The 4,297-nt window shown below is 55.4% G+C and carries 4 protein-coding genes and 1 pseudogene; 2 read left to right on the top strand and 3 right to left on the bottom strand.

Annotated features, from left to right (window positions below):
* A partial coding sequence (locus AAAC48_RS26695) for a hypothetical protein (protein ID WP_340657098.1) occupies positions 1–272 on the bottom strand: 272 nt, incomplete at its 3' end.
* Positions 273–1,251: 979 nt separating this feature from the next.
* Here AAAC48_RS26695 and AAAC48_RS26700 point away from each other — a divergent pair.
* A pseudogene (locus tag AAAC48_RS26700) lies at positions 1,252–1,513 on the top strand (dimethylsulfonioproprionate lyase family protein); the annotation flags it as partial.
* A 100-nt stretch (positions 1,514–1,613) separates the two neighbouring features.
* Here AAAC48_RS26700 and AAAC48_RS26705 read toward each other — a convergent pair.
* Both AAAC48_RS26705 and AAAC48_RS26710 read right to left on the bottom strand, forming a co-directional pair.
* On the bottom strand, positions 1,614–2,696 hold the full coding sequence (locus AAAC48_RS26705; RefSeq protein WP_340657099.1) for a hybrid-cluster NAD(P)-dependent oxidoreductase: 1,083 nt from the start codon (positions 2,694–2,696) through the stop codon (positions 1,614–1,616).
* Positions 2,686–3,939 (bottom strand): SRPBCC family protein, encoded by a 1,254-nt coding sequence (locus AAAC48_RS26710; RefSeq protein ID WP_340657100.1) that lies wholly within the window; start codon positions 3,937–3,939, stop codon positions 2,686–2,688. The genes AAAC48_RS26705 and AAAC48_RS26710 overlap by 11 nt, the downstream gene beginning before the upstream one ends.
* Positions 3,940–4,092: 153 nt before the next feature.
* On the opposite strand from AAAC48_RS26710, the gene AAAC48_RS26715 reads away from it, so the two are divergent.
* Positions 4,093–4,297: LysR family transcriptional regulator (locus AAAC48_RS26715; protein ID WP_340657101.1), on the top strand; the 205-nt coding region annotated here is incomplete at its 3' end.

A 4,297-nucleotide genomic window follows, 5' to 3' on the forward strand; every position in this document is an offset into this window, starting at 1 on the left:
ACACAAACGAGGATGACCGAAAACTCCGCTGCCTCATATTCCTCTATGTCTTCGATGGAGCCAAATGTGACCATGCGCAGGCCGAGCCCATTCGCCAGAAGCCCCCACGAAAGGTGCTGTCGAGCAACGACACGTCCGTCAATAATCGCCAGCGTCCGCTGTGGACGGAGTTCGGTCGATGCAATATGGAACTCCGCACGACGGGCAGCCGCATGTCGATTATAAACGGCATGACCCGCATCCGGGATTCGTTCATACATGATTCCTGACATTTCTTACCCCCAAAACATACTAACTGACACAAGCATCAGTACTGGTAACTTCGAGTTGTTTGACATTAATGGCTGTGGCGACCGAATGACCTTCAGTGCGGAAACTATCCGGCCACCTGCAAGTTTTATTTCTTATTCGTTGGTTACCTGCCTGCCACAATCAGGAAAGAATTACTCAACGCAACGCCATAGTTGACGATTTTCCGCCAAAGCGCTTCACCCTGCAGGGTGAATGCAAAAAAACCTTCGATTTTGCTTTGAAAGAGCAATCAGGGCGATTCAAGCCCAGCGATCAAACCAACGGTTCCCAAGAGAAGACGTCCTGACCGCCCTGTTCAACGCGGAGCGATTCATACCCGCAACATGCGTGTGCAAAGTCGGTATGTATCGATAATCGACTTGCTAGCCCTGGTTAAGAAGATGGTCGACCTTCAGCGCGCCGCCGATGCGGCGCCAACACCCGCGGCAAGGCGAATGATGCATTCAGAGAATCGGCGCGTTTAAGACAACATCTTGCGGCTTCGTTGGAGGGCTGGCGTGACGCGGAATCGTCATCGGTGGCGAAGGGTTGCCGCGCGGCTACGAGTTTGTTCGGGAAAGTTCCTCACGTTGCTTCGTCAAAGCTTCCAGTAGTTCTTGTTGATCGGCAATGCGTTGAGATATCCGTTCCTCGTCTGCTGCTCCGCAAGATGCGGCGGCTCGTTCGATCAACGCGCGAAGGTTCGCCCGTATAGCCGCTATGCGGTAATCGATCTGGGCAACATCTGGGTCTACATCAGGCATTGGTGTAGTTCCTTTTGCGTTGGTGCGGGAGACGACGCGGGAGGATGGCATTTCAAAGCGGGCCATTCTCGAGCAGTTATGTTCACGCAACTTATCACTAATTTGAAGTGATACAGACTAGCTACTTCGGGCAGCGTCCGTTGTTTTTAGACAAAGTTCTCTTCCTTGCGCGCATTCAACCGAAATGATGCGGTTAGGCGGTTTGGAAGATCGCACGAATCTATGGCTCGGGGTAACCCTTATCCTCCCCAAGAGCGCTATCCCGATGATGACCATTCCCCGAAGAAACCTACCTCGTTATATCGGGCGGTGAGTTCAAGTAGACCGACAATAACTGGTTCGCTCCGGGTATCGGTAGCTCGTTCTACAATCCACCTGCGATCAAATGCGCGATGCGATCGGGAAACACACTTCTGTTCGCATTCTTGGCGCTTCGGCTGAACGGAACCCGTCATTGACCGTCGTGCGGTCAGCCTGACCACGATCAGAACGAAGTGCCAGGAAGCGGAAACCGCGTAGTCGCGCGGCCTCCCGTCCTGCCGATAACTTCAGATGGAACTATCGGTCGATAACGAGGTCGCTCAATGGCTTGGAACAGCACGGCAGAAAGAAGCCAGTCTCGATCTCCCTCTGTCTGATGCCTCCATCGTGCTTCATGTCGACGGTTCCACTCACCAGTTTGGACTTGCAGGTTCCGCAAATGCCGTTGGCGCAGGATGACGGAATCCGTACACCAGATTTCTTGGCGCATGAAAGAACCGTCTGGTCAGCGCGCACGTCAATCGACTTTCCCTGCTTTGAGAACTGGACGCTGAAAGATCTGGTTTCGGCGGCCTCCGCGACGGGCGCGGGAGCCTCATCGACAACTGCGACGTCGAAGCTTTCCTCGTGATAATTGGACGCGGGAACGCCGAGTTCTGCGCTGATCTTTCTGGCCGCCGTCATGAACGGCGCCGGCCCGCAGCACATGACGACCCGGTCAGCAATGTCCGGAACGGCCAACGACAGGAACTCCTTCGATATCCGACCCGACAGGCCCGGCCAGGAGCGCTCGTTGCCGATGTCTTCCGGCAACAGATGAAGCCTGAAACCCTTTACCCGGCTTGCAAGGTTCGAGAGCTCGTTCCGGAAAATAAGGTCCTGCGGGCTTCGGCCGGCATGGACGAAGATGACGTCAGTTGGCTCGGAGGCATCCGCGAGTTCCCGAGCCATCGACATCACCGGCGTGATCCCCGAACCGCCGGACAGGAAAAGATATTTCTTCGCCGCGGGCCGGACGAACCTTCCGAGCGGGCCCGACGCATGAACCACTAGGTTTGGCGTCAGATTGTCGTGCAGCCAGTTCGACACCCTGCCTCCGGGAACACGCTTCACTGTGATTGTGATCGCGTTCTTCCGCAGCGGAGACGAAGACACGCTGTAGCAGCGGCCGTCGTCCTCGTTGTCGAGGCCGACTTCGAACATGAAGTACTGCCCGGCTCTGAACGAGAACTGCTTGTGGTCAGGTGAAACGAACGTGAAGCTTTTCACGTCGTGTGTCTCGTCGTGAACGTCGATACACAGGAGCCTGTCGTCCGTCTCCGGGTTCCAAAATTCGGCGCTGGCAGGGCTCCGGATCCTAGTGAGGAGCTCAGTAGCCATGGGCGTGCATCCGCTCGACGTACCAGGTCGAAAAGTCATCCAAAGCGCCTTCGCTAAACTTTGAATAGGGGCCCGGCTCGTAGGCAGGGTCCTGAATTCCGGAATGCGACCGCGCGACCAGTTTCGAATCCTGCTCGGTCGTGGCGATCCAGACATGGGTCAGCTTGTCGAGATCATAGTCTACGCCTTCAACCGCGTCCTTGTGGACAAGCCACCTTGTCCGCACCAAGGTGGTGTCTGCGGACAGGGGAATCACCATCGACGAAACGGCGTGGTCGCCCATTATATGGTTCCAGCTGTTGTGACCCCACAGGTGCAAATCACCAAGGTCTTTACGGGTCATTGTCCCGAGGAGCTTTGACGATGCGGCGGTCGCGTCCTCAGTCTGGGATTCTCCCGCTCCAGCGATGATAAGGCGCTGCGTGCGGAAGTTCGTTTCGCAGCCTCTGACCTGTTCGACACTCGTCGACGGAAAGCCGGCCGCCTCCCAGATCTTGGTGCGTTCGGCGTACATGGCAAAATGCTCTTCCGCCTCTTCCCGATCCTCGGGACTGAGGGACTCCGGGTCGAACCCAAAATCGAGGTCAACGAACGAGAGGCAAAGTTCAGGGTGATTGGCCGAGCAGTGGTAGCACTCCCGGTTGTTCTCCATGGTGAGCTTCCAGTTGCCCTTCTCGATGACGTCTACCTGATGCGCGACCTTCGCGTTCCGAAGATCATAGGGCGCAAGCCGTTCTTCCATCACCTCTTCAAGGCGCTCGATGTCTTGCGGGGGGGCCTCGGAGAGGCAGACGTAGATCAGGCCACCAATCGACTTGAAGTTCACCGGCTTGAGGCTCCGGCAGCTCTTGTCGAAGTCCTTGCCCATATGGGGCGCATAGCTGAGTTCTCCAGAAAGCTCGTATGTCCACTGGTGATAAGGGCATACAAGCTTGGACACTACGGTGGAGCCGGCGTCGAGCAGCCGCGAGCCGCGATGGCGACAGACGTTGCGAACGACACGGATTTGGTTCTCATCATCTCTCAACAAAATCAAGCTCGTGGACCCGATATCGATGACCGTGGCATCACCAGGCTCCGGGACTTCACATTCCAACCCGACGTGAATCCAATGATTCATGAAAAACACCTCCAGATCGGCGTCGAACACGTCCTCTCGCGTGTAAAGCCCCGCAGGCAGGGAGTGTCCCTCGATATGTTCATCGAGTAGCGTTGTGATTGATGACGAGACCTTGTTGAGCATAATCTCACCTTATGTGTGTTGGTGCTAGAATAATGCTCGTGAAATCCAATTCTTTCAACGCCATAAATAGTTTTGATTGACATAATCAAATGTAATGCTAAAGTTCAAGAGCCGACTATGCGGCTACTGCCAATCCGCAATCAGAACCGTTCAATGAATCTTCGCAGAAAGCTGCCGCCATTAACAGCACTTACGGCATTTGAAGCCGCGGCCCGTCTCGCGAGCTTTACGAAAGCTGCAAACGAACTTGGCGTCACGCAAGCCGCTGTAAGCCGCCAAATCCACCTTCTGGAAGAACAGTTCGGATTTCCGCTCTTCGTCCGGTTCCACCGAAAGATCGAGCTGACCGAGAAAGGCA

This window comes from Phyllobacterium sp., from assembly GCF_037994405.1.
GTDB lineage: Bacteria > Pseudomonadota > Alphaproteobacteria > Rhizobiales > Rhizobiaceae > Phyllobacterium.